Source organism: Sphingomonas sp. PvP018, from assembly GCF_017876865.1.
In the GTDB taxonomy this organism is placed as follows: Bacteria; Pseudomonadota; Alphaproteobacteria; order Sphingomonadales; family Sphingomonadaceae; genus Sphingomonas; species Sphingomonas aerolata.
The window spans coordinates 159,847-186,076 of record NZ_JAGIOU010000002.1; the positions used below are offsets into that span (position 1 = coordinate 159,847).

General features: G+C 60.9%; 17 protein-coding genes. 11 read left to right on the forward strand and 6 right to left on the reverse strand.

Features of this window, described 5'->3' with window-relative positions:
* Window positions 1–44: 44 nt before the first annotated feature.
* The 3 genes from J3A66_RS18855 to J3A66_RS18865 form a co-directional block, all read right to left on the reverse strand.
* A complete protein-coding gene (locus J3A66_RS18855) occupies window positions 45–2,990 on the reverse strand; it encodes a TonB-dependent receptor (protein WP_209570686.1) in 2,946 nt (981 codons plus the stop codon).
* Between the two features lie 167 nt (window positions 2,991–3,157).
* The gene (locus J3A66_RS18860) at window positions 3,158–4,153 is read right to left on the reverse strand and encodes a PHB depolymerase family esterase (RefSeq protein ID WP_209570687.1); all 996 of its coding nucleotides are present in this window, start codon (window positions 4,151–4,153) and stop codon (window positions 3,158–3,160) included.
* Window positions 4,150–7,059, reverse strand: coding sequence for a TonB-dependent receptor (locus J3A66_RS18865; protein ID WP_209570688.1), 2,910 nt, complete (start codon window positions 7,057–7,059; stop codon window positions 4,150–4,152). The genes J3A66_RS18860 and J3A66_RS18865 overlap by 4 nt, the downstream gene beginning before the upstream one ends.
* Before the next feature lie 254 nt (window positions 7,060–7,313).
* Here J3A66_RS18865 and J3A66_RS18870 point away from each other — a divergent pair, with 254 nt between their 5' ends.
* The 4 genes from J3A66_RS18870 (at window position 7,314) to J3A66_RS18885 (ending at window position 16,053) form a co-directional block, all read left to right on the forward strand.
* Window positions 7,314–10,745, forward strand: coding sequence for a LamG-like jellyroll fold domain-containing protein (locus tag J3A66_RS18870; protein ID WP_209570689.1), 3,432 nt, complete (start codon window positions 7,314–7,316; stop codon window positions 10,743–10,745).
* Window positions 10,709–11,728, forward strand: a complete 1,020-nt coding sequence (locus J3A66_RS18875) for an ROK family protein (protein WP_245337155.1) — start codon at window positions 10,709–10,711, stop codon at window positions 11,726–11,728. Before J3A66_RS18870 ends, J3A66_RS18875 begins: the two co-directional genes overlap by 37 nt.
* Before the next feature lie 56 nt (window positions 11,729–11,784).
* Entirely contained in the window at window positions 11,785–15,240 is a 3,456-nt protein-coding gene (locus J3A66_RS18880) for a LamG-like jellyroll fold domain-containing protein (RefSeq protein ID WP_209570690.1), read from the forward strand.
* 93 nt (window positions 15,241–15,333) lie between these two features.
* Complete coding sequence (locus J3A66_RS18885) at window positions 15,334–16,053, forward strand: ROK family protein (protein WP_209570691.1); 720 nt, start codon at window positions 15,334–15,336, stop codon at window positions 16,051–16,053.
* Between the two features lie 717 nt (window positions 16,054–16,770).
* Here J3A66_RS18885 and J3A66_RS18890 read toward each other — a convergent pair.
* Window positions 16,771–17,049 (reverse strand): hypothetical protein, encoded by a 279-nt coding sequence (locus J3A66_RS18890; protein WP_209570692.1) that lies wholly within the window; start codon window positions 17,047–17,049, stop codon window positions 16,771–16,773.
* 123 nt (window positions 17,050–17,172) lie between these two features.
* Window positions 17,173–18,102 carry a LysR family transcriptional regulator gene (locus J3A66_RS18895; protein WP_209570693.1) on the reverse strand — a complete coding sequence of 310 codons (930 nt, stop codon included), beginning with the start codon at window positions 18,100–18,102 and terminating at the stop codon, window positions 17,173–17,175.
* A gap of 84 nt (window positions 18,103–18,186) precedes the next feature.
* Here J3A66_RS18895 and J3A66_RS18900 point away from each other — a divergent pair, with 84 nt between their 5' ends.
* The 5 genes from J3A66_RS18900 (at window position 18,187) to J3A66_RS18920 (ending at window position 23,751) form a co-directional block, all read left to right on the forward strand.
* A complete protein-coding gene (locus J3A66_RS18900; RefSeq protein WP_209570694.1) occupies window positions 18,187–19,050 on the forward strand; it encodes an aldo/keto reductase family oxidoreductase in 864 nt (287 codons plus the stop codon).
* A 1,085-nt stretch (window positions 19,051–20,135) separates the two neighbouring features.
* Window positions 20,136–21,236 carry a histidine kinase dimerization/phosphoacceptor domain -containing protein gene (locus tag J3A66_RS18905; RefSeq protein WP_192071686.1) on the forward strand — a complete coding sequence of 367 codons (1,101 nt, stop codon included), beginning with the start codon at window positions 20,136–20,138 and terminating at the stop codon, window positions 21,234–21,236.
* Window positions 21,236–21,700, forward strand: a complete 465-nt coding sequence (locus tag J3A66_RS18910; RefSeq protein ID WP_192071685.1) for a response regulator — start codon at window positions 21,236–21,238, stop codon at window positions 21,698–21,700. Before J3A66_RS18905 ends, J3A66_RS18910 begins: the two co-directional genes overlap by 1 nt.
* 118 nt (window positions 21,701–21,818) lie before the next feature.
* Window positions 21,819–23,309: an HWE histidine kinase domain-containing protein gene (locus J3A66_RS18915; RefSeq protein ID WP_209570695.1), complete on the forward strand. Its 1,491-nt coding sequence runs from the start codon at window positions 21,819–21,821 to the stop codon at window positions 23,307–23,309.
* A 91-nt stretch (window positions 23,310–23,400) separates the two neighbouring features.
* Window positions 23,401–23,751, forward strand: a complete 351-nt coding sequence (locus J3A66_RS18920; RefSeq protein WP_209570696.1) for a response regulator — start codon at window positions 23,401–23,403, stop codon at window positions 23,749–23,751.
* 1 nt (window position 23,752) lies between these two features.
* Here the strand turns inward: J3A66_RS18920 and J3A66_RS18925 are convergent, their stop codons facing one another.
* On the reverse strand, window positions 23,753–23,947 hold the full coding sequence (locus J3A66_RS18925; protein WP_192191641.1) for a helix-hairpin-helix domain-containing protein: 195 nt from the start codon (window positions 23,945–23,947) through the stop codon (window positions 23,753–23,755).
* A gap of 214 nt (window positions 23,948–24,161) precedes the next feature.
* Here J3A66_RS18925 and J3A66_RS18930 point away from each other — a divergent pair, with 214 nt between their 5' ends.
* Together J3A66_RS18930 and J3A66_RS18935 are read left to right on the forward strand one after the other, a co-directional pair.
* Entirely contained in the window at window positions 24,162–25,622 is a 1,461-nt protein-coding gene (locus tag J3A66_RS18930) for an aminotransferase class V-fold PLP-dependent enzyme (RefSeq protein ID WP_209570697.1), read from the forward strand.
* A gap of 58 nt (window positions 25,623–25,680) precedes the next feature.
* Window positions 25,681–26,175 carry a nucleoside deaminase gene (locus tag J3A66_RS18935; protein ID WP_209570698.1) on the forward strand — a complete coding sequence of 165 codons (495 nt, stop codon included), beginning with the start codon at window positions 25,681–25,683 and terminating at the stop codon, window positions 26,173–26,175.
* The last annotated feature ends 55 nt before the right edge of the window (window positions 26,176–26,230 follow it).

A 26,230-nucleotide genomic window follows, 5' to 3' on the forward strand; every position in this document is an offset into this window, starting at 1 on the left:
GCTGGTCAAGGGGAGGAGAACCAGCCTAGGGTATCGCGTGAAGCTCAGTTGCGGATGCGGACGCCAAAGGTCACTCGGCGTTCGAAGATGCTGGAGCCATACCAGAAGTTTTTGAACTGGGCGTATTGCTCCTCGTTCTCCTTGGTCAGGTTCGACCCTTGCACGAACATCGTGAACTTCGGTGTCACATCATAACTCGCGGACGCGTCCAGATAGCCTGTCGCGCGGTTCCAGACGGCCAGATTGTCATCAGCCGCGGCGACGAACCCACCGAAGCGCTTGCTGCGATAGTTGTAGGCCACGCGACCCTGCACTGGGCCCTTCTGATAGAACAGCACTGCGTTGGCTTGGTGCTTCGAGTTGTCCGGAACGGGCAGCGACTTGCCGAAGAGATCGACGTTGGAACTGCCGCTGTCGGAGTAGGTGTAGTTCAGCTGGCCGCCGAACCCGCTGAGCACACCAGGCAGCCAATCGAAAACCGTCTGGAAACCGACTTCGACGCCCTTGATCGAGCCGCCCTTGCCGTTGACCGGTCGCGTGACCGGTCCGCCTTCACGGACGACGCCGTCGGCGTCGGGCTGGGCTTCGATCAGGGTGTTTGTCTGGAGGAAGCTCTTAACGTCGAACCAGAAGGCGGCGACGGAAAGAAGGCTGCTCTGGTTGAAGTACCACTCGTAGGAGACGTTGTAGTTGGCCGATCGCGGTAGCTCGAGATTGGGGTTGCCTGCCGACCCCGAACTGTAGCGCTGGAGGTTCGGATCGAGCGCCACCCCCTGATAGGTCCGCGTTCCGTTAACCGCGAACGACGATGCCAGACCGCGCCCGAACTGCGAGAGGTCGAGCTGGCCGAGCGTTTTGGCGTAGGCGAAGCGGAGATACATGTCCTGCCGCACGTGCAGGCTGAGGTTGGCGTCAGGCAGGAAGTCGTCGCTGTCGTTGTTGGACTTGGACGTTCCCGTCGCGATCGCCACGCCGTTGAACGACAGATCGCCGATGAACTGGTTGCCCGTGGGGAACGAGTAGATGCCGAGTTTGGTCTTCACGTAGCGCACGCCGGCATTCCCGGTGAAGTCCAGCGAACCGAGTGAGCCGTCGAAATTGGCCTCGGCATACGCGCTGATCTGTCGCTGGGTTACGCGATAGCTGTTCTGCGGGTCGAGGTAGGCCTTCGTGCCTGGGAAGAGCAGCGCGTTGTAGGCGTTCACATCGTTCAAGGCGTTGGGCGAGATGGCAGGAACGTTGGGGATGCCGCTGATGGGCCCGAAACCGCCCGCGGACGTGATTAGTCCTGGGAGATCGTTGAACTTGCGGATCGGCACGACGCTGTAGCCCACCGTATCGACGATGAGGGGATCCTTGTAAAAATAGAGATGTCCGGCCGGACCGATAGGCGACAGATATCGGAATGCGTTGTTGCTGGCGTCGCGATTACCATACCTGCCACCGATACGGATGTTTTTGAGAGGTCCGAGGTCCGTATCGTATTGCGCGTCTGCACGGTATACGTCGAGCGTCGCCTTCTGCTTGGAGCCCTGCGACCAGGTGGAGGTCAGGGAGTAGTTCGCCGGGTTCGTTACGTCCGTGAGGAAGTTCACCGATGGCTCCGATCCGCGCCAGTCCACCGTCGCGCGAACCGCGGCTAGACCACCTGGGTTGGCGTAGCTGCAGTTGGCGGGAATCGTTGCTCCGGCGCAGCTGGTCGGAAGCGAACGGGGAACAACGCCTGCCCTGGTGGCCCAGGAGTCGATGTCGGTCTGGGTAGAGTTGTTTCGCGAATCGCCATGGACGTAGCGCAGGGTCGCGCTGAATGGTCCGTCGTTCTTGAAACGAGCCTCGAGGTTCGTATTGAGCGATCGAGCCTTGTTGTACGCGTTCAGCGTGTGAACCTGAAACCGCGACAGGTTCAGGTCAGCGAACTGGACGACGCCATTGCTATCGATGATCGACGACGGGAGGTAGCTGTCGTTGGAGAAGTTCCCGTGCAGCACAGCCGTGTTGCCCGAGTTCCTGTTGCGGAACCGGGTGTAGGCGACGTCGCCGATGAGCTGGATCGAATCCGTGACGTCGTACTGCACCGAAGCGTTCGCCCCGATACGCTCGCGCTGCGTCTGCCCATTGTCGAACTCGAGAGCGACGGGGTTGTAGAAGTAGTCCTTGTCGGCGAGCTTTGTGCTGTTCGTGATGTCGCCGTCCTTGCGGACGTCGAAGCCGGCCTGGGCATCGGTCGTCTTCAGGATGCCGTTGGTCACGCGCGGGTTCTTGTTGCTCAATATCTCGTTGTCATACGAGCCCGCGACGAGGAAGCCGATGCGGCTGCCGTTGTAGGCGACCAAGGCAGAGGCGTTCTGGCTCCAGTCCTTTGTCCCGCTGCCATAGGTGTCCTGCACCGCGCCAGTGGCGGTTAGTCCCTTGTGAAGGTCGAAGGGCCGGCGGGTCTTGAGCGCGATGATGCCCGAGTTGCCGCCGGTCAGATCGCCGGCCGTCGGCGACTTGATCACGTCCACGCCCGCGAAGAGGGTTGACGGAATGTCGGTAAGGTTCGGCTGCGCACCGGTGATGTTCGAGGCACCGAGGAACTGCTCGCCGTTCAATGTCGTGAGGACGTTCGCGAGACCGCGGATGTTGACGGACGCACCCTGCCCTGCGGAACGCGTGATCTGCACGCCGGTGACGCGCTGAAGCGAGTCCGCGATTGTCACGTCCGGCAGCTTGCCGATGTCTTCGGCGGCAATCGAGTCGACGATCTGCGACGCCTCGCGCTTGACATTGATTGCCTTCTGCTGGGCGCCACGGACGCCGGTGACGACAATGTCCTGCTCGTTAGAAACGGCTTCCTGGACCGGTGGCGTGCCTGCATCCGGGGCCGCTGCTGCCGGACCGTCCGACGTGGTCTGCTGCGCCGTCGCGGACTGTGCGCCCAGAAGCGCTACGACCGAGCTGGCCGTGAACAGAACCGATCGGAGTGCTGTGAGTTTACGCATTGCCTTCATCCCCTCATCCTGACCGGGAGGGAACTCGAACGTGCACGGCGCTTCGGCGCAGTGTCATGTTCCCTCCCCCACTGGGCTCTTTCCAAGCCCTCTTGGTTTTGCCTGAAAAGCAGCTTTTATTTGCGTTTGCAATACTTATTCAATTTGATTGAATAAAAGGTGCTATGCTACTTTCCGCCGAGAGCTCTGGTGGGGGCTGCTCGGTCACTTCTAACTGGACGGCTATGTTCGGACATGAAGCGCCACATAAGCCGCGTGTCTGCGACGCCCCACTGGTGTGTGCCACTCCTCGTCACATAGGAGACTACGTCCGCCCCCGGCTTGCAGCCGAGATAACGACGCTTCATTCTTCCGGACCTACCGAGTTCAGTTTCGGCTACACCTCGGCATCCATCAATGTCCGCCCAACGGCGCTCGGCTGCCAGCAACCCATACTGCCAATACCTCGCTCCACCGCCATCGATGGGATTTGTGGTGTCGGCGCCACCCGAAAAGGCGACGACTGGCATAGGCCTTGTCGGCTGGCAGGTCTTCACGTCGGGTTTCGAAGGCGTCGAGCGATCTGGCGCCCCCGCTCTCAGCCCTACCACCGGCGCGATCGCCGCCAGGCGATCAGACAGAACGCAGCCAAGCAGTGAGACCATCCGGCCGCCTCCGGATAGACCGGTTGCGTAAACGCGTTCTGGGTCGGTGCAGCCCTTGGCGATCAACATGTCGATCAACGCCAAGATGCGCGCGACGTCATCCAGCGCATTGGCGGGGGGCAAGGTCCCGGCCGTGGTCGGCACGCCTGGTATGTTCCAGGCCAGGCCACCGGAGGGAAGAGTCAGCCCCCCATCCGGCGAAGCCACGATCACGTGGTGGCGATCCGCGAGCTCCATCAATCCCGAACGGTCGAGCTGCTGTGCGCCATTCGAGCCGCTACCATGCAGGTTGAGAATGAGCGGCAGGGCCTTCCAGGACCGGGTCGCGTGAGGCACGTAGAGCAATACCGGACGCGCCATGCCCACCGTCCCGATCTCGATGACCTGTCGCCCGGATGGCGTCAGTTCGCAGCGGGGACGTGCCGCGGATGCTGCGGCGCCGCCCGAAAGCGCGACAATCGCGATCACGCTCCGGACGATCCAACTGGCAAGCTGTGCAGACGCGTTCGTGCGTTTCATAGCCGTATCCGAACCCCGCCCAAGACGCGGCATTCGAAGATGGCCTGATCGAGATAGAAGTTCTTGAACTGGGCGTAGCGCTCCTCGTTCTCCTGCGTGAGGTTGGTGCCCTGCACGTATACAGTGAAGCGCGGCGTGACGTCGTAGCTGAGTGACGCGTCCAGATAGTTCGTCGGTTTCGTGAAGACGGCCAGATTGTCACTTCCGGCGGGGGTCAGGCCGTTGAACCGCTTGCTGCGGTAGTTCATCGCGACCCGCCCCTGGAATGGCCCCTTCTGATAGAAGACGACAGCGTTGACCTGGTGTCGGGAGTTGTCTGGAACGGGCAGCGTCCTTCCAAAGAGATCGACGTTCGAGCTGCTGCTGTCGGACAACGTGTAGTTCAGCTGCGTGCCGAAGCCGCTGAGCAGACCAGGCAGATAGTCGAAGGTCGTCTGGAGCCCAATCTCCACACCTTTGATGATTCCGCCCTTCCCATTACCAGGGCGCGTCACTGGTCCCCCCTCGCGAATGACGTCGTCTTCGTCTGGCTGCGCTTCTATGGCCGTGTTCGTTTGTAGGAACGATTTAACGTCGAACAGGAAGGCAGCCACCGACAGGATGCTGTTGCGCGAGAAATACCACTCATAGGAAACATTGTAGTTCGTCGACTGCGGAAGCTTCAGAGATGGGTTTCCGGCGGATCCCGAGTTGAACCGTTTCAGATCCGACGGGAGGGGCTGCCCGTTGAACGTCCGCGAACCGTTGATGACGTAACTGAACGCGAAGCCCTGCCCGAGCGTGGCCAGATCGTAGGTCCCGACGACCTTGGCGAACGCGAACCGCAGTCGCATGTCGCTCGCCAGCTCAAAATTGAGATTGGCATTCGGTAGCCAGAAGTCGCTGTCGTTATTGTATTTTACGGTGGGCAGCGCGAGCTGGACGCCGTTGTTGGCGTTCAACCCGACGAAGGCGATCCCGTTCGCTGGGTTGGTGAAGATGTCGAGCGAGTTGCGCGCGTAGCGCAATCCTACGTTCCCAGTGAACGGAACGATCAGCTGCCCGCCGACGTCCGCCTGAAGGTAGGCGGCGACGTCACGACTGTTGACGCGATACGACTGGGTCGGGTTTGCGAATTCCCGCGTACCAGGAAACAATGCCTCATTGAACTGCTGGACATCGTTGAGCGCGGTCGGATTGATCGCTGGTAGGGCTGGAATGCCCGTAATGGGACCAAAGCCGGTGGCCATCGTGGTCAGGCCGGGAATGTCGGCGAACTTGCGCACCGGCACGAGGGAGCGGTTGAGCCCGTTGACCCGGTTAATGCCAGTCGCGTCCTTGAAGTAGTAGAGATAAGGCGTCCCGCCGAACGAGATCGGAGACAAGAGCCGGAAAGCGTCGTTGCTGACGTCACGCGTTCCGTATCGGCCGCCGAACTGTAGCTTTCGCAGAAGGCCGTCGTCGCTGACCTGGTAGGCCCCATCAATCCGATACGCGTCGAGCTGTGCTTCGGAGCGGTTTCCGAAGGCCCATGTGGACGTCAGCGAGTAAAGCGCAGGGTTCGTCACGTCGCTCGCGAACGACACCGCAGGGTAGTGGTTGCGGAAGTCGATGCTAGCGAGGACGCTGGGAAGACCGCCCGGATTGCCGTAGACGCAGGACGCCGGCGTCGCCGTGCAGTCGGCGACGCTCGAGCTCCTCGGAACGAGAATGCTTCTGGTGGCCCATGCATCGACGTTGCCGGAGATGTAGCTCGATTTCGAATCCGCCTGCACCCAGCGCGCCGACGCTGTGAACGGGCCTCCATCGTCGAAGCGCAGTTCAACGTTCGTGTTAAGCGAACGAGCCTTGGTATAGTTGTTGATGGTCGATGTGTGGAAACGGAACAGGTTCGCGTTTCCGACCTCCAGCACGCCGTTTCCGTCGATGATCGAACTGGACTGGTAGGCGTTGTCGGAAAAATTGTTGTGCAGCACGGCCGAAACGCCGGAGTCTCGGTTTCGCAGGCGCGTGTAGGCCAGATCTCCAATGAGCTGGAGCGAGTCCGTGATCTGATACTGCGCCGACGCGTTCGCGCCCAGCCTCTGTCGATCAGTGATCGAGTTGCTCATTTCGAAGGCGACGGGATTGTAGAAGTAGTCGCCATCGGCGCGCAGGGTGCTGTTCGTGATGTCGCCATCGCCTCTCGTGTCAAAACCCGCCGCCCTGTCCGTCGTCTTGCGAATGCCGTTGGTGATCGATGGGCGCTGATTTGACAGCGTCAGGTCGTCGTATGCTACCGCAAGCAGTCCGCCGAACCGGCCGTTGTTCCATCCGACTAGCGCCGAATACTGCTGGCTCCAGTCCTTGGTGCGGTTTCCGTAGACGTGCTGACCCGACACCGATGCGGTCAACCCCTTGGGTAGGTCGAAGGGACGGCGCGTCTTGAGATCGACGATCCCGGAGACACCGCCGGACAGGTTGCGCGCCGTTGGCGACTTTATCACGTCGACGCCGGCGAAGAGTTCCGATGGGACGTCGGTGAGGTTTGGCTGCGCTCCCGTTATGTTCGAGGCACCTAGAAACTGCTCCCCGTTCAATGTCGTGAGCACCTGACCCAGACCACGGATGTTTAGGGAAGCCCCCTCCCCTGCGGATCGCGTGATCTGGACGCCGGGCACCCGCTGCAGAGAGTCCGCGATGGTCGCATCCGGCAGCTTGCCGATGTCTTCCGCCGCGATCGAGTCCACGATTTGTGCTGCATCGCGCTTGACGTTGATCGCCTTCTGCTGCGCGCCGCGGACGCCCGTGACGACGATATCCTGCGACACGTCCTCCTGTGCGGCAGACGATACCTCTTGCTGCGCCAATGCAGCGTCAGGATGCATCAGAATAGCTGCCGAGCCTGCAAGCAGGCGCATTGCGATGAGCTGTCTGCCCGTGCGCATGGTATCGTCCCCTGTGTTGATCGCGCAAGCGGGGACGAGCGCCGCGGTTGCCGCAGCGTCGAGTCCTCTCCTGTGACGACCGGTGTCTAAGCCCTGTCTTAGAGTTGCAGAGAAACACACCGAGAAGTCGAGATCAAGACTTATTCAATTTGATTGAATAAATTTAGGGCGGTGCTATCCCAGTCATCGACGATCGATCATGGCTGCCCCGAACTGGTAGGCAGCAAATGGTTTTGACGCCTGAGGGAGGAAGCATGAAGTATTTGGCGGTAGCGCTTGCGGCAACGGCGCTTAGCGGGTGGCAGGCCTCGGCTAGCGAGCCATCAGCCGTCGTGGGCAGTCCCATCAACGTCGACATCGCGCGTGGCGGCGACAGCGTTAAGGTCCCAATCGCGGCGCGGTCAGCGAACGCTACGGCTCGAACCGGTGACTTCGCACTGAGCGGGTGGGTATTGCCCAAGGACGCTTCGGCAGCGGATGCGCCGCTGATGGCGCAAGCTGATCAGGGGAAGGTCGCGTTCGCGCTGAACCTGGTCAAGGGGCGTCCTACCTTCATTGCGGGCTCGACCAGAATCACCGCCAATGCGACGATGCCGGTCGGGCGTTGGACCCATTTTGCGGTGATCAACGATGCCAACGGCCTCATCCTGTACGTCAATGGCAGAACCGCGGGGCGGGCTCGACACCTAGAAGGGTTCGCTTCCCAGGGATCGATGACGGTCGCGCCACGCCAGTCCGGCTACCAGACGTTCGCAGGCCGCTTGGCGGACGTTCGCCTGGACCAGTCCGGGACCCCGTCAGCAACGATCGAATCTGAGGCGGGCCGGCTTCCAAATCCGGATCTCATCGGCTTCGCGACGAACAGCCCGAAGTGGCCGGTGCAGAAGAAGCAGCAGATCGGTATGGAGGCACCTCAGTCCGCCGATACGCTCCCGAAGTCAGGTGCGCCCTTTTCGGCTCCGATCGCCAAGCCGATTCCGGATCTGCCGGTTCTGGCGAGCAGCGCGGATGGGCGCTGGACGCTGAACGGCTGGCGCCTCGTTGCCGCACCGGACATCCACGACGCAGGAGCGGTCGTGTCCAAGGCTGGATACGACGTCAGCCGCTGGCACGTCGCCACGGTGCCGGGAACCGTCCTGACGACTCTGGTAGATCGGGGCGTCTATCCTGATCCTGGTTACGGCCTCAACAACATGGCCATTCCGGAGAAGCTCAGCCGGCAGGCCTACTGGTATCGCACACAATTCCGCGTGCCAGCGGGAAAAGCCGCGACGAACACGTTCCTCACGTTCAAGGGGATCAACTATGCCGCGGAGATCTGGGTCAATGGGCAGCTCGTCGGTGATGTGAAGGGCGCATTCGTTCGCGGCCGCTTCGACATCTCGAAGGTGGCCGCGCCTGGCACCATTGCCGCAATCGCCGTGAAGATCCTTCCCCCGCCCCATCCCGGCATCGCCCAGGAGGAGTCCTTGAAGGCCGGTGCCGGCGAGAACGGTGGCATGCTCGTTCTTGACGGCCCCACCTTTGTCGCAGCCGAAGGCTGGGACTGGATACCGTCCATCCGCGATCGGAACATGGGGATCTGGCAGCCCGTGCTGATCGAACAGGTCAGCGCGGCGCGGATAGGCGATCCGCAGATCGTCACGACGCTTCCAAAGCCTGACAACAGCCTCGCGAACGTCGAGGTTCGCGTCCCGGTCGAGAACCTTACGGATCAGGCTGTCGAAACCGTCGTGCGCGCGAGCTTCGACGACGTCGCCGTCAGCCGTTCCGTTCAACTCGCCCCGCGGCAGAAGACCGTCGTCGCGTTCATGCCCGGCGAGTTTCCGCAACTCACCGTCCGGAACCCGCTACTCTGGTGGCCTAACGGCTACGGCAAGCCGAACCTCCACGATCTGCGCATCGAGACGTCGATCGCAGGGAGGAAGTCCGACGAGCGCACGACGCGCTTCGGGATTCGGCAGGTGACCTACGACATGTCGTTGATGGACGATGCGGGAGAGCTGCGTCGGGTCGGCATCGATCTTTCTCGCGCCAGATCGATGGGACAGCATATCGTCGATGGCACTCACGACGGAATCCGCAAGGTCAAGGGCGGCTGGGCCGCATCCCTGGCGCCAGGTGCGCTCAAGTCGGCCGCTGTAACGCGGATCGATGGCGAGGAGGAGCTCGCGCCGCATCTCGTCATCCGCGTGAACGGCGTCCGCATCGCCGCTCGGGGCGGGAACATCGGCATGGACGATTTCATGAAGCGCATCGAGCGCGACCGACTGGAGCCTTTCTTCCGCCTGCACCGCGACGGCAACATGAACATCATCCGCAACTGGGTCGGCCAGAACACCGAGGACGTGTTCTTCGATCTGGCGGACGAATATGGCCTGATGGTTCTCAACGATTTCTGGGAATCGACACAAGATTACAACCAGCAGGTCGACGATGTGCCCCTGTTCATGAACAATGCGCAGGACGTCGTGGCCCGGTATCGGAATCACCCATCGATCGTTGCGTGGATCGGCCGGAACGAGGGTGTTCCGCAGCCGTCGCTCAACGTTGCTTTGCAGTCGTTGATCGAAAAGGAGGATGGAACCCGGCTTTACATGGGCTCCTCCAATAACGTGAATCTTGCCGGAAGCGGGCCCTATGACTGGCGGGAACCCGAAACCTACTTCACCGAGCATGCCAAGGGTTTTGCGGTGGAACTCGGCACGCCGTCATTCCCTACTCTGGAAAGCTGGAAGCGCGCGATCCCGAAGGAGGATCTCTGGCCGATCAGCGACGCATGGGCCTACCACGACTGGCATCAGGATCGGGGCGGATCGGTCAAGACCTACATGGACGCCATGCGCGTTCGTTTCGGTGAACCGACCAGCCTAGAGGACTTCAGCGGCAAGGCGCAGCTTCTGCAGTATGACTCGCACCGGGCCATCTTCGAAGGGTTCAACGCCGGCATCTGGAAGACGAACAGCGCTCGGATGCTGTGGATGACCCAACCTTCCTGGCCGTCCAGCGCATGGAACATCTTCAGCTCGGATTACGATACGCAGGCGTCCTACTACGCGGTCCAGAAGTCGTCGGAACCGGTCCACGTGCAGATGAACCTGCCGGATCACAAGATCGTGGTGGTCAACAACACGCGCGAACCGCTGCGCGGGCTGAAAGTTCGAGTGAGGATGACCGATCTGCAAGGCAAGGTCATCGCGGATCGTTCCGTGCAGTTGGATGCGGCTGGCGAAGGCGTTTCAGACGCCATGACGATCGCTCCTGCAACATTGAGTTCGAATCCGGTGACGCTGGTCAGTCTCGAAGCCATGGATGCAAAGGGCACGAGCCTCTCGCGAAACTTCTATTGGGAGGGCCGCCAGCCATCAGACCTGAAGGGTATGACGGCGATGCCTAAGGTCGGCCTGACGGCGTCCACGACGGCACGGATCGACGGAACGGAGACAGCCGCTACCATCACGCTTCGCAATGCCGCTCAGACGCCGATCATCGAGGCGAAGGCCACGCTTTTCGACGCAGCCGGAAAACAGGTTCTGCCAGCCTACTTCACCGACAACTACGTCTCTCTTCTTCCAGGAGAAGAACGGGTGATCGCCGTGCGATACCCGACGAGCCGCGCGACCGGGTCGGTGAGCGTTCGCTTGAGCGGATGGAACGTGACGCCTTCGACGGTGGTGGTGCGATGATGGAGATGCACACTCAGGACATCCGTGCTGGGGCGAAGCCGACGGCTAAGACGGTTCGCGGAGACTGCATCGTCGGGATAGAGCTCGGCGGCACCAAGATCATCTGCACACTGGCCCGTGGCCATGACGACATCGTCGAGACAAGAAGACTTGCGACGCGCGACCCTGTCTCGACGCTCGCCGACATCGAGAGGATACTTGATGGCTGGATGCGGACCCACGATCTGCGGGCGCTCGGCATAGGCAGCTTCGGGCCGATTGAACTGAACCGGTCGTCCGACGACTTCGGCCGCATCGGGAAGACGACTAAACCCGGATGGCATGGTGCGGACGTGGTCCAGCGGCTGATGCGACGCTACGATGTCCCGACCGGGGCCGATACAGACGTGAACGCGGCAGCGCTGGCCGAAGGTCGATGGGGTGCAGCCCGAGGCCTTTCGAGCTGGACTTACATTACCGTTGGCACGGGGGTGGGTGCAGGCATCGTGGTTGGAAGGCAGACCGTTCATGGGCTTGGCCATCCCGAGGCGGGACACATGCTCGTGAGGCGCGAGCCTAGTGATGAGTGGGAAGGCGCATGCCCGTTCCACGGGGACTGCGTCGAAGGTCTGGTTTCCGGTCCAGCGATAGAAAGGCGGACCGGCATGTCAGGTGACGCCATCGCGGACGATCACCCGGTATGGGAGCACGTCGCGGATGCGTTGGCGACCATGATGCACAACATGCTCTTCACTGTCGTGCCGGAGCGCATTCTGTTGGGAGGTGGCGTCCCATCTCGGCGGCCGTTCCTTATCCCCATGATCCGCAGCCGGCTGGAACCGCGGATGGGCGGCTATGCCGGTTCGGATGTGATCACGGCGCAGCTCGAGACGCTGCTGGTAGCGCCGGGTCTTGGCGACGAAGCTGGTCCGCTGGGCTCGCTCGCTCTGGCCTTGGACGCCTTGGATGCAACGGTAACACCGAACGCTGCCACCCACGCCTGATCCTCGAAGGTCGCCCACGACCAACGCGGACAGCCTCGAGATTGAGAGGAAAATCGATGAACCTCCACCAAAGACGCCTTCGGCTAGCTTCGTTGTGCGGCATCGCCATCCTGGCGTTCAGTGCTGCACAAGGCAGCGCGCAGGACCCGTCCGAAGTTGTGGATCGAGGAGAGTCTGCCGCAACGGGGCCGCACAGCGCTACCATTCTTGCGGATGGTATCGGCCTCGAACGCGAACTGCCGGCAACCGCTCCCGGGCTCAAGCCCAGCGACCCATGGACGATATCGGCCTGGATCCGGCCCAACGTAGAACGATCTGGCCGGAGCATTGTCGCGCAGGTTGGACGCGGCGATGCAGTTAGGGCCATCGTGATCGACGGCGGCCATCTCGCCTTCTGGAACGGGCATGGCGCGCCGACGCGGTCGAGAGCGTCGGTGCCGGTCGGACGCTGGACGTTCGTGACGGCGTCGAGCGACGGTCGATCCGTTCGACTGTTTGCCGACGGCGTCATGGTCGGAACGTCTGCGCCGAATTCGTCGCCATTGACGCCGGTGCTGGCTCTGGCTCCGGCGTCTGGTACCGGCGTGCTTGCCGACGTTCAGCATTTCGGCGGGGACATCTTCGAACTCCGAATGCTGTCGAGGGTTGCGTCTCCGTCGGAGCTGAAGGCGCTGGCCAAGACGAGGCCCGAGGTCATGCCCGCGCAACTCGCCAAGCCCGGCGTTGGCTGGGAGTGGCAGGAGAAGCAGTGGCGGGGCTATTTCCAGCCACAGGACTACTGGACCCTTCCGAAAGGCGCGACACCTCCCGCCAAGCCTGTTGCCAAACCACTCGGCCCGAGGCCGTCCATGACGCGTCTCGCGGAGAACCGTTGGCAGATCGGTAACTGGGACCTCGCGTTTGCCGAAAAGACTTTGGCGACCGGTGCGCAGTTGTCGGCCACCGGCTTCGAACAGGGCCAATGGTACAAGGCCACCGTGCCCGGCACCGTTCTGACCACGCTGGTCGATCGCGGCATGTATCCCGATCCCGCGTACGGCCTGAACAACATGGCCATTCCGGAAAGTCTTGCTCGACAGGACTATTGGTATCGCACCGAATTCGACATGCCGTCGGAAGCTGGCGGAAAGCGGTTCCTCGTCTTCAAGGGCATCAACTACGCAGCGGAAATCTGGGTCAACGGCACTCGCGTCGGCGACGTGCGCGGGGCATTCATCCGGGGGCAGTTCGATGTCTCGCGGTTGTTCCGAGCAGGTCGCAATGCGATCGCCGTCAAAATCATTCGACCGCCGCATCCGGGCATCCCGCACGAGGAGTCCGTCGCAGCCGGGCCGGGTATGAACGGGGGAAACCTAACCATCGACGGCCCCACTTTCGTCGCGGCCGAAGGATGGGACTGGATCCCTGGCGTTCGCGATCGCAACATGGGCATCTGGCAGCCCGTGGAACTGCAAACGAGCGGAGAGCTCCGTGTCGGCGACGCGCAGGTGATCACCGACCTCCCATTGCCACGGACAGATAGCGCCGCGGTCACCGTGCGCGTCCCCGTTACGAACCTCGATGCCGTACCCGTCACCTCGCGGATCACCGCGAGTTTCGACGGCGTCGACGTCTCGAAGGACGTCGTCCTGGCTCCTGGAAGCACGACCGTCGAGTTCACACCGGCGGAATTCTCGGCACTGAACGTGCGCGACCCCCGCCTGTGGTGGCCGAATGGATACGGGCCACAGAACCTCTACACCTTGAAGGTCTCGGCGTCGCAAGGTGGCCACTCCTCCGACAGCAGGACCCTGCGGTTCGGCATGCGCGAGCTGAGCTACGGGTTGTCCCTTTTCGATCGAACGGGATCCCTACGCCGGGTGGCGGTCTCTCCGACGGACTCGAAGGAAAGTCTCGTCGATTCACGGCATGAGGCCATCAAGGAGACGCCGGACGGTTGGGTCGAATCGCTGACCCCCGCGGGAGAGACGTCGCCAGCAGTGCGGCCGATTGAGAAGACGATGGCGCTCCCGCACCTCACCGTGTTCGTGAACGGCGTGAAGATCGCCGCACGCGGCGGGAACTGGGGCATGGACGACTTCATGAAGCGCGTACCGCGCGAGCGCATGGAACCGTTCTTCAAGTTGCACAAGAATGCCAACGTGAACATCATCCGGAACTGGGTCGGTCAGAACACCGAAGACGTGTTCTATGACCTCGCCGATGAATACGGCATGCTGATCACGAACGACTTCTTCATGTCGACCCAGAACTTTCAGGTAGAACCCGAAGATCCGCAGCTCTTTATAGCCAATGCCCGCGACGTCATCAGCCGCTATCGCAATCACCCATCTGTGCTTTTGTGGTTCGGACGCAACGAGGGGGTTCCGCCGCCCCTGATGAACGAGGGGATGGATGCTCTGGTCCACGAATTGGACGGCACCCGGCTCTACATGCCGAGTTCGAACGTCGTGGGCCTGCAGGGTTCCGGTCCATACAACTACCGGCCTCCCGTCGGTTACTTCACGAATCTGGCGTCGGGGTTCTCGGTCGAGACCGGCACTCCGTCGCTCAACACCCTGGAAGCGTTGAAGGCGATGATGCCGAAGTCGGAACTCTGGCCGATCAGCGACACCCTTGCGTATCATGACTGGCACTTCGGCGGAAACGGAGACGTAAAGTCGTTCATGGATACGATGGACGTGCAACTGGGCAAGGCCACCAGTCTCGAGGATTTCGAACGCAAGGCACAGCTTATGAATGTCGCTGACTATAAGGCGATCTTCGAAGGCATGTCGGCCCATCTCTGGACCAAGAACAGCGGGCGCATGCTTTGGATGACCCATCCCGCGTGGCCCTCGAACCATTGGCAGATGTACAGCTACGACTATGACACGCCCGGTGCCTATTTCGGAACGAAGTCGGCGCTGGAACCCGTGCACGCGCAGATGAACCTGCCTGACTATTCGCTGGCAGTGGTCAACACGACTTTGGAGCCTCGAGCCGGTCTGAAACTTGTTACGAAAGTAGTTACGACGGATAACAAGGTACTGCTCGAGGACGAACGGGCCGTTGATGCTCCGGCCAATGCGACCACCACGCTCCCCGCTCTCCGTCTTCAGCCCCTTCTGGATCAGGAGAAGCTCGTCTTCGTCTCCCTGACCCTAACCGACGGAAACGGGACGGAACTGAGCAGAAACTTTTACTGGCAGGGCGCCGATGACGCTGCCTATCGCAAGCTGAACGCCTTGGTGCCCCAGAAGATCGACGTGCAGGCGACGGTCGGCGCGAAGTCCACGATCGGCGTGAGGGTGACCAACCGCGGCGCTCAGCCCGTTCTTGGCATCAAGATGACTGTGTTGGATGAACGAGGCGAGCGCGTGCTGCCGGCCTATTACGGGGACAACTATCTCAACCTCCTTCCCGGCGAGACGCGTACCGTTGAAATTCAATGCGACGATGCGCCGAACAAGGCGTCCTCCGTGTCGGTACGGGGATGGAACGTGGTCAACTCCGTCATCAAGCTTCGTTGAAAAGGGCCGCCGCTTGCGATGGCCGATTTAGGTCATGGCTCGCGATGGAAGTCGGAGCCCGCGACATTCTTTTAGCAGTGGAGACGGTGCGTCATGCTGCACGGAATGAATCTGGAAGTCGCAGCCGAGTGGAACCGGCGGATGTTACTGCAAATCCTTCGAACGTCCGGTCAGAAGACCCGGCGCCAGCTTGCAGCGGTCACCGGCCTGTCCATGCCAGCGATCGCGAACATCGCGGGTCTTCTGATCAAGGACGGCTTCGTGCGGGAATTCGGTCGGACGAGTGGCAATAGGGGCCAGCCGGCGATCCGACTGCAAATCGTGAAGGATCGAGCGATCTGCATCGCCGTCGATGTCGGTTCCTCCAGCATGCGCCTCGTTGTCGTCAATCTGGCCGGACAGGTCGTCCACCGACGGACACAGGCGCTAGGTGTCGCCGACGAGACGGTGGTTTGCGCTACGACTGTCGACGCCGTCGCTAAACTCACTGCCAGCAGGATCGTCAACGCGCGGAAGGTCATCGGCGTCGCCGTGGCGCGGTGGGGTTCTTGGATCGACCATGCAGATCGGGGTGAAGCCGCCACCAACACGATCGTTAGGCTCGGTGGGCGCGCGGATCAGCCTGCCTCGAAAAATGAGCTGACTTTCGTCTCAAGCTACGACGCATTGGCGGCGATGGAGCCATTTCAAAGGACCGATCATGAGGCAGAGCGCTTCGGGCACCCGTTCGCGTCCGCCGCCCTTTTCAGTCAGCAGCCAAAGACGCTTACGACCCGTCACCTCTTCGGCGCATACGTACCAATCCCAGTATAGCGATATGCCATCCCTGCGACCGACCTTATGGCAGCTTCCGGAGTTGCCGTATAACACCTTGAACGGCGGCAACTGGGGCGCATTGCTGCCAAGCGGTTTGGTGCCAACCGATCCGCAGCTTCTGGCCGAAGCTACCGTTGAAAGCCCGTTAGGCGACCGACGCAATCTGGTCGAAACTTGCCGAAGATAGGACCCAGTTGCGGTCATTCAGGGAACTAGGAGCATTATCCAGAAGCGGACGTTCGTTCATCGGCCATGCGAGCGGTTTTAAGGTCCACAGTGCCGTTCAATTTCGTCCAGCCGAAGTGTGATCGCCCTGCTAGGCAGATGGATGGTTAGCCTCTGCCGTTCCTGTTCGTTGAAACGAGCGGCCTTGATCAGCAGGTCACGGATGGCTGCGCGACCGACGACCCTGTCACCCCCGAGCCATCCAGTACCTAGGGCGATCTCAGGTGCTAGAATGAGGAGGCCATAAGCGTCAGGGGAAAAATGCTCGATTATGACGGTGGTGCCCTCTTTCGCACTGATCTTAGCTTCCTTTTAAACTGAGGATCTTGGTTTGGCGACCGGCGGCCATGTGGACCCACAAGTGGACATTCAATTGCCCTTCCCTGCCCCCCACTTTCGGACATTCGTTCATCGGGTTGGACGGCAGTTTTTGAGAGTTTAGTCCATCCGCTTGTATAACCGAAACTGGTGGCTAGCTGCCTTTCCGATCTAATCCTCGGCGTCCATGATCGGCTGTCGTTTTAGCAGGCGGCGAACGATGTGCATGCCGATAGAACTGAACAGTACGATCCCATAACTCCCCCCAAGAAGCACGGCTGCCACGATCAGCGCTGTGGACCAGAATCGAGTCAGTTCTACGCCGACCAAGCGGACGATGAAGGCAGCAACCAGTATGAAGAGAAGCGCCAGTATGATGCCGCTACCGAAGTAGTAGCCCCGCAGGCGTCGGCGAGCGCGTTTCAAGCGTGCAGCTTCCATTATCTTCATGAGGATGCCAGCACGTTGCGATGTTCGCTAGTGGGCGCTAGCTGCTGGCCCGCTTTACGGCTGGCAATTCCCAGAATCAGCCATTCAGACGCACAAAGCAGCTCCGCAGGAACGGACATCTGTTCATTTAGTCGGGCATTCACCAGCGGCTGCGTCCTGGCTGCGAATGAAGTCGACGAACGCGCGCAGCGGCGGCGGCACCAGGCGGCGGCCCGAATAATAGAGGAACGGTCCTGAGAATGCCTGCCACCAGTCCGGCAGTACCGGTTCCAACGCTCCGCTTTCCATCGCCGGCCGAAGCCAGTCTTCGAACAGGGAGACGATCCCGCCGCTTCCAATTGCTACGTCGACCAGCAGATCCGCCGCGCCGGCGACGCTGGCGATCAACGGACCCTGCGGCTCAACTCGTACGATCTCGCCTTTGCGCTCGAACTCCCATGGACTGGTCAGCGCGCCGCTGGTGAACCTGCCACGCAAACAGGCATGCGTGAGCAGGTCGCGCGGATGGCTCGGGCGACCATGCGCGTCCAGATACGCCGGTGACGCGGCGGTCGCGAAGCGTTGCACCCGCGGTCCGATCGGTACTGCGATCATGTCCTGCTCAAGCCGCTCGTCATAGCGGATGCCTGCGTCGCAGCCCGATGCCACCATGTCCACGAAGCCGTCCTCGGCGATGATCTCGACCTGGATGTCAGGATAGGCAGCGAGGAAGCCGGACAGGATTGCTGGCAGCACCAGCCGCGCCGCGCTCACCGGCACGTTGAGGCGCAGTGTCCCCGCCGGGCGCTCGCGGAACAGGTTTACCACCTCTAGCGCCGCTTCCACCTCGCCCAAAGCAGGCGTCAAACGCTCGATTAGCCGCGTGCCTACCTCCGTCGGCGTGACGCTGCGCGTAGTGCGATGGAGCAGGCGGACGCCCAGTTGTGCTTCCAGGCGCCGGACAGCTTCGCTGAGCGTCGAAGCGCTTGATCCGACCGCACGGGCGGCTTCGCGGAACCCGCGCGCCCGCGCAACTGTGAGGAACGCGTTGAGATCGGCAAGCTCGGCTTTCATCGTTCGATTTTCCGTACAACCCGTGCGGATCCCTCTGGCTTATCCGCACGATCCGCAAGCCGTATCTCCGTTCCAGCACAGGAGATGACGATGATTGACGAAGCAGGTACCTATTCGCTGGCCGGGCGCAGCGTGAAGCGGCTCGGCTATGGCGCGATGCAGTTGGCCGGACCCGGCGTGTTCGGTCCGCCGCACGATCCCGACCAAGCGCTGGCGGTGCTGCGCGCCGCGATCGCGGCAGGCGTGAACCATATCGACACGAGCGACTTCTACGGCCCGCACGTCACCAATCGGCTGCTTCGAGAGGCGCTGTCGCCCTACCCGGACGACCTGTTGATCGTCACCAAGATCGGCGCGCGCCGCGGCGAGGATGCATCGTGGCTGCCGGCGTTCGAACCGGACGAGCTCGCGCGCGCGGTCGAGGACAATCTCGCGAACCTTGGGCTGGAGACGCTCGACGTCGTAAACCTTCGCCTGATGTTCGACGTGCACGGCCCGGCGGAAGGATCGCTGGCCGCGCCGCTGAAGGCAATCGCGGATCTGCAACGCCAGGGGCTAGTGCGGCATATCGGCCTCAGCAACATCACGCTCGCCCAGTTCGAGGAAGCCCGCGACATTGCGGAGATCGTCGGGGTCCAGAACCAGTACAACCTCGCCCATCGCGGAGACGATGCCCTCATCGACATGCTGGCAACTAAGGGCGTCGCCTATGTCCCCTTCTTTCCACTCGGCGGGTTCAACCCACTCCAGTCGTCGGCGCTTTCCCATGTTGCGGAACGGCTGAGCGCGACGCCGATGCAGGTGGCGCTTGCCTGGCTCTTGCAACGCGCGCCCAACATCCTGCTGATCCCCGGCACCTCGTCGGTGGCGCACCTGCACGAGAACCTTGCCGCAGCATCGCTGACGCTGCCCGACGAGGCCGTCTCCGAACTGGACGCTATCGGCTGATACAGGAGGGCGTAGTAGCACACTGCTGCGCCCTGCACCGCCTTGACCCAGAAGTTGACGTTAAGCCCACCCTTCCTACTTTCCAAATGCAGACGCTCGTTCATCAACGCGAATGACCAGCTTGCAACTCCAGACATTCACTGACCAATGTCGCCGTTTCAGGCGATAGCGGCCGGCCGGCTTTTCAGACGCTGTCCAACAAAGGCCACCGTCACGAACGTCACCGCCGTGTTCTACCTAGTGACGTTCACCGTGATTGTATCCGATACTACTTGGGCATAGCGGACTGGCTCGGACGGGAAATTGAAGAGAAATATCCAGGCTCTCACCTTGTATCGGCCTGCTCCTGGGAAGATCGTTTTTGCGCTTTCGTGAGTGCGGACACGGTAAGGCGATGCGACTGATATCTTCGTCAGCTCCTTTGTCTCTAAAGGAGGCGGTGGCGGTGAGCCTGCCATCGGCTCTGCAGGCGCGACTGGTTGACCGTCTTCCGAGATGACCTCAAACGCGATGCCCCGCGTGGGTTGTAGAAACGGTGATACGGCAAAGGTGTTGTCTTTGGCGGTAAGATCGACCTCAATGGGCGCCTCCCCCCGCATGGACAAGGTAGGCGCATGCAAGCGGACTTCGATAGGAGGTTTTTCCCCTAACCATGCCGCCTGAGCGGGAGGACTCCACGTTGCCGCAGCCTGAAGGCCTATGAGCCAGAGCAATGGAATACCAATATTCCTCCATCCATCAGCATCATCATGGCGCCTATGATCGAGTGACTGGTTTTGGGTATGCCGCACTACCCGTCAAGCGGTAACAATCGAGCGAGAATGGCCGACCTACCCCTTTGCTGAGAAGACCCACAAGCGGACACTCATGAGCCGTTTTCGCTTTCCCTACTTCTGCCATTCGTTCAGCTTCCAGCCTGCAAGACGGGGCGCCGATTCTCGATCTCAAGAGGCTTTGTACGCGCATGCCGCCCAATAGCCATGCCTTAGTGAGACGAACTCGATCTCTCAGCGGAACGGAAGCCGATCAAAACGATTTAGTCCCGGCACGGAGTTCGGCTGGTCGGCACGCTCCACGGAGGCGTGATGAAGCAGCGGGACGATTGGCATCTGACGGAAGCGCTCGATTACGAGCACGGGCGAGCGGACCCTTTTGCCGCGGCTGTTCGGGCTACCCGAATGCCTATGGTCATCACGGACCCCGCGCAGACCGATAACCCGATCGTCTTCTGCAACGAAGCCTTTCAAACGCTGTCGGGCTATGATCGAAGTGAAATCATCGGCCGTAACTGCCGCTTCCTGCAAGGTCCCGACACCGACCGGGAGCAGGTGGCTAAAGTGCGTCGGGCAATCGACGCCCAGACCGACATTGCCGTGGACCTCCTAAACTATCGAAAGGATGGATCTGCGTTCTGGAACGCGTTGTATCTGAGCCCTGTACGCAATGACGCCGGTAAGGTTGTATTCTTCTTCGCCTCCCAGCTTGATGTTACTGACCGCGTCAAAGCGCAGACTATCATTTCAAAGCAGAAGTTATTGGTCGAACAGGAAGTCGAGGCGCGCACGTCAGACCTCGAGGCCGCGTTAGATGCGAAAACTCTGCTGCTTCACGAAGTCGACCATCGCGTAAAGAACAATCTTACGATGATCGGTTCACTTCTGCGTTTGCAGGCGCGTAGCATATCAGACCCGGCCGTTTCATCAAAACTTGAAACTATGCTTGAACGGGTTGATGCGCTGGCGACAGTGCATCGCCGCCTTTATCAGTCGGACGACGTCACCCGCTTCGACGTCGGGGCGTTTACCGAAAATCTAATCAGCGACGTCGTTGGTGCCAGCCGACGCGACGACATCAAGCTGGTTTCGAATATTTCGCAAATAGAGGTGCCGTCTAGTAAGGCGGCATCGCTTGGGTTGATCCTCAACGAGATAACGACCAACGCCATCAAGCATGCATTTGCCAACGGGCGAGCCGGTACGATTTCCGTCCGCACCGCCCTAGAAGGCAATAATGCCCTGATCGAAATCACCGATGATGGCCATGGGCTAGCCAGCAATGACGTTCAGCCGGACGGCATTGGCAAGATGCTTATCTCCCGCCTCGCCAAGCAAGTCAGGGCCGACGTCATGTGGTCCGACGCCGCCCCCGGGGTTCATGTATCTCTCTCATTCCCGGTGGACGGTTAATGAGTGTACGTGCCCAACCGCCGTTGAACGTGCTGATCGTCGAGGACGAAGCTCTTTTGGCCATGGATATCGAAGCGATGATCGAAGACGCCGGTCACCGTGTCGTCGGCGAGGCCGTGTCTCTCTATGAAGTTGAAGACTTGGCAGGCGATCTCCACCCGGACCTGGCTTTTGTCGACCTACAGCTTGCGAAAGGCACCAGCGGTCTGGATGTCTGTGCACTAATCCGGAAGCGATGGGCGGACGCGATAGTCGTCTTCGTCACTGCAAACCCACTTAAGATCCCAGCCGACTTTGCCGGTGGCCATGGCGTCATACCCAAGCCCTTCTCCCGGAATGGTCTGATGTCCGCAATGCGCTACATTGAAGAGGGTGTCTGCGATCCGCCGCCCGTATCCCCGCAGCCGGCGAGCTTCATTGCAGCACCCGCGTTCGCCGCAGAGTGGTCCCAGACTAGCCGCTGATTTCCGGTGATAACCGACAATCGCATGGCCTCACGAGTTGGGACGACAGATGACAGAAGTTCTACATAAATTCGATTACGTTGATCCATCAACGTCTTACCGCTAGGACGTTCCTGCTTTGGACCGTCAGCCCCTCCCGCCTTCGCCTATTCGACCGCACGATACCTCAGGTGTCGTACGCGAGGCTATCGACGCATTTGCGTCCCGCCTAAACGAGCATGACCCCTTCGTTGCGGCGTTCGATCACTGCATTACGCCGATGGTCGTCAGCGATCCAACGCTACCGGATAACCCGCTGGTTTACGTCAATCGTGCGTTCGAGGCTCTGACGGGGTTCTCGGCGGTCGAGGTTGTTGGCCGGAACTGCCGTTTCATGCAGGGACCGTTGACCGATCAGGCCGACGTCCGACGTATGAAGGATGCGGTCGCTAGCCGCGAGCCGATCGATATCGACCTTCTGAATCACCGTCGTGACGGCACGCCGTTCTGGAACCGCCTCATGGTCGCGCCCGTGCATGGCGCGACCGGCAGCCTACGCTACTTCGTTGCATCCCAGCTCGATGTCACGCTCGAGCGGCACGGGCTGTTACAGTTGGAACGCGACCGCGACACGCTAAGTGCCGAGCTGGCGAAGCGTGAAGTCGCTTTGGCCGAACGAGAAGCGCGCTTGGCGCTTGCGCTCGATGCTGGCGGACTGGGCACTTGGACCATCGACCTGCCAGAATGGCGGCTCAGCTACTCGCCAAGTTGCCTGACGAACTTTGGAAGGCCGACCGGAGAGATATTATCGGCGGAAGGCTTGTTGGCTTGCGTGCACCCAGAGGATCGCGAACTCGTCAGATCTTCGCTGAACAGCGCTATCGAGCATGGCACGCGTTATAACGTCGAATACCGCATATTGACGCCTGAAGGTGAGCAACGTTGGATCCATTCCCAAGGCGCGCTGCAGCGCCGTGCGGATGGCACGCCGTTGGCGGTTTCGGGCTTTTCGAGCAATGTTTCAGCTCGCAAATTCGCCGAGGAGCAACGTTCGGTTCTGGCCCATGAACTGACACACCGCGTGAAGAACACACTTGCGACGGTCAGTGCCGTAGTCAGTCAGACGCTACGCGATGCTGGGTCCCTTGCTGAGGCTCGGGATGCGGTGTCGGGCCGCATCGCTAGCCTCGCGTCTGCGCACGAACTGCTGCTCAAGGACGAGATCGAAGGCGCGGCAATCGGTGAGATTGTCGAGCGGGTGCTGGCGCCGTTCATGGACAGCAACGGTCGACGGTTTTCCGCTATCGGCCCGACGATACGGCTGACCCCGGAAGTGACACTTGCGTTGTCTATGGCACTGCACGAGCTGGCGACCAATGCGATCAAATATGGAGCGCTCTCGGTACCGGAGGGTGAGGTGAGCATACGCTGGGACCTGAACGGCAATGCAACCGAACGCCGACTTACCTTCTCCTGGGCGGAGCAGGATGGACCTATCGTTGCTATGCCAACACGTGTTGGATTTGGTACGAGAATGATTGAGCGCGTCCTATCACGCCACATCCGCGGCAAGGCGGAAATTCAATATTTGCCGGAAGGTGTTCGCTTCGCAATCGAAGCGCCGATCTGAGCTCTCGACCTTGTCTGACATTTATTAACGCCGTGGCGGGCCCGTTGCGTGACCACATTGGTTAAGAGCTCAGCTTATCGGGATCCGTCATATGTGCCATGTGCTCGTCATCGAGGATGATTTCCTCATCGCCGACCACATCATCCAGCTGATCGCGAGGGCTGGCGGCACATCCTTTGATCAGGCTGCCTCGCAAGATGAGGCAATCGATGCTGCGAGATTGAGGCCTCCCTCCATCATCATGTCCGACGTCAATCTCTCAGCCGGGACCGGCCCTGCCGCGGTGGAAGCCATCATCTTGGAGCATGGGCCGACGCCCGTGATCTTCGTGACCGGCACGCGCGAAGCATGCCATGTAAGTCGGCCATCGATGATCGTTCTCGACAAACCGATCAACGAACAGGCTCTTATCGCGGCGTTCCAAAGTCTGGCGCCCGCCTGAGTCAGCAATCGCCGACGGTCAGTGAGGCAGTCGCCCCATCGGCCTTACCGGTAAGACCGGGTACTTCATCAAGTTGTCTCAGGTCACTGAACCCGCCACGTTCCTCACGATAGCGGACGATCTCGAACCCGTGCCCCGCTAGCGCCGGGATGGTGTCCAACTCCGCCGCACTCGCCGCGTTGACGTTGATCGGCATCTCGTTCCTCATAGCTCTTCCTCTTTCGTACCCTTGGTGACGGAATGTTGGAAAGGGCTTTGCTATCGATGAGCGCCCTAGCCAGCTAGGCGGAAGGTTTGATCCATGTCCGCCTTCGGCGGATAACTGCTTGTTTGATAAAGAAGATCAACCATCGTGGAGGGGCTTTCCAGTATCCGTGCGTTCCACCCATTCGATCAGGAGAGGGTTCGGCATGGATCAGAAGAGTGCGCCGTTGGCCGATGCGTTGGCGGCGATCGAGAAGAGGCCGGTCATCGGATTTGGAGCGCCGGGCCACAACCAGGGTGCAGTCATTCCTGGCGGGATGAAGGCACTGCTCGGCAAGCGCGTTTTCCACGCCGACGTGCTGACGCCGAAGGGGCTCGACGACCGTACCGAAGGCAAGCTGGCCCTTCAACGTGCGCACGAGATCGCGGCGGAGGCCTGGAATGCCGACTTCTGCCGGTTTGTAACCGGCGGATCTACCCAGAGTCTTCACACGGTTATGGCCTCGGTCGCCGGACCAGGTGACACCATTCTGGTCGCGGCGAATGCCCACAAGGCTGAGCGTGCCTACGCGCTCGCGACGGGGCTCAATGCCGCCATCGTGCCGGTCCAGATCGACGGGGAATGGGACATTGAGCATGGTGTTGAGCCGCAGGCGCTGAACGCCGCCTTGGCGGCCAATCCAACCGCCAAGGCGTTCATCGTCGTCAGCCCAACCTATTACGGCGTGACGAGCGATATCGCGGCACTCGCCACTGTCTGTCACGATCACGGTATTCCCATGATCGTCGATGCCGCTTGGGGTGGTGCGTTCGCATTTTGTGAAGGACTGCCTGACGATCCGCTGACCAAGGGGGCGGATGCCGCCGTCTACAGCGCCCATAAGACGATGGGGGCTCTCGCGCAGGGATCGGTGATCGTCGCCAAGGGCGACCTGATCGATCGCCAGCGATTGTGGATGGCCTATGAGCTGTTCGAGACCACCAGCCCATCGGTACCGATCCTAGCAACGCTTGACGCGACCCGGCGAGATCACGCGTTGAACGGGGAGCAGATGTGGAACGGCGTCATTGCGCTGGCGGAGAAGGTCCGCAGAAAGATTGCCGGTATTGCCCCGTTGCGAGTGTTAGGTTGCGATCATCTGCCGCCCGATGCCGATCTGGACGTCACCAAGGTGCTGATCGACGTCTCGGTGCTGGGCGTATCGGGGTATGCTATCGATGACTGGCTCTACAAGCATCACCGGATCAGTATGGGGCTATCCGACGCCCGGCATATCCTGGCCGTTCTGTCGCTGGGCACAACCAGGTCCGATCTCCGCAAGCTCGTCCGCGGCTTGCAGGATCTCGTGAATCAGCTCGGTTCCGATCCCTCCATCCTGCCGGTAATTTCGCCTATGCCCGGGATCGGTACCCTGTCCGTCGACATGGCGATGCCCGGGCCTGCGGCACTCTACGGCCCAGCCGAAATGGTGGCCTACGAGGCGGCTGAGGGAAGGATCGCAGCAGAGATGATCGCGCCCGCACCGCCGGGCGTCCCTCGACTGGTGCCGGGTGAGCGCATCTCTGCCGCGCACGTCGCATGGCTTGTCGCGAACCGTGATGCGGGGGTTTTCGTGATGGATCCGGTCGATCCCACGGAAGCGACCGTCAGGGTGGTTCAAAGCTGACGCCGCAACCGGATCGACACGCCAAATCTTACAGCAACTGCAATTAGATGGATACGCGATGCAGACCGATACCGACGAACATTGGATGCAAATGGCGATAGACGTCGCACGCTCCAAAGGGTCCGATCCCTCAACCTCCCCGCTTGGATGCGTCATCGTGCTAGACGGGAAGGTGATTGCAGCCGAACGTAATCAGACCAAGGAGTTGCCTGACGCAACGGCCCATGCCGAGATGATGGCTATCCGTCGGGCTTGTGAGCAAACCGGAGAACTGGAGCTGCGCGGGGCGACGTTATACTCGACACTCCAGCCCTGCGGCATGTGCACGATGGCATCGATCTGGTCGAAAGTCGGCCGCGTCGTTTACGGTGCTGGTCGCAACGATGTGCATCCGATGTATTTCGAGGCAAAGCACGTCGACACTCTCGGCTTCATCGGGGACGCCTATCGGGACGATATCGAGATCGAGGGTGGCTGCCTGCGCGACGCGTGCGCTGAACTCTATTACGGTCCCGATGCTGACTTAAACAAAGAGGAACAGGCCAACCTATAAGCACCCAGCATGTCATAGGCGACGACTGTTTGCGGCTGTGAGCGCGAGGGTAACG